At 34.2% G+C, this 512-nt stretch carries 1 protein-coding gene and 1 other annotated feature; the gene reads right to left on the reverse strand.

Annotation, left to right across the window (positions count from 1 at the left end; all coding sequences use genetic code 11):
• Positions 1–309 (reverse strand): 50S ribosomal protein L10 (rplJ, locus tag JWF52_RS19030; RefSeq protein ID WP_208335042.1); only part of this gene is annotated, 309 nt, incomplete at its 3' end.
• A 45-nt stretch (positions 310–354) separates the two neighbouring features.
• Positions 355–484 (reverse strand) — a sequence feature (ribosomal protein L10 leader region).
• Positions 485–512: the final 28 nt, after the last annotated feature.

Genomic DNA, 512 nt, shown 5'->3' on the forward strand with positions numbered 1-512 from the left:
AGCATCCATAAATTCTTTTAATATTCTAGCTGGTGCAACAGGATCTTCGTATCCGAATGCTATCGCATTAGTTCCAACTAGTAGCTCGTCATTGAACTGTTCTATACCAACTTCTTTAGCAGCTCTTCTTACTAAAGTGTTTTTGTATACTTTGTATTCAACACCAGCTTCTCTCATTTTCTTTCTTAACTCAGTTACTTCTTCAACTGTTAATCCCTTGTAGTCAACTACAACAGCAGCACAAGATTTTTGTAACTTCTCAACTATCTCAGCAACAACTCCTGATTTTAGTTCTATAGCTTGTCTCATCTAATTGTGCACCTCCTTCACCTAATAGGTTTAGTATTCGCCGCAATCTCATTTAAAAAAGCTTTTGAGTCAAAAGTAGACAACAAAAGCTTTAGTAATTTCAATTTATCTAAAACCTCGGTAGGAATTTAAGCCTTTTGGCACCTACTGTCTACGGCAAATCTATTCTTTTTTATATCAACAAATGTTATATTAACATTTTT

The organism is Clostridium sp. CCUG 7971 (genome assembly GCF_017590215.1).
In the GTDB taxonomy this organism is placed as follows: Bacteria; Bacillota; Clostridia; order Peptostreptococcales; family Peptostreptococcaceae; genus Faecalimicrobium.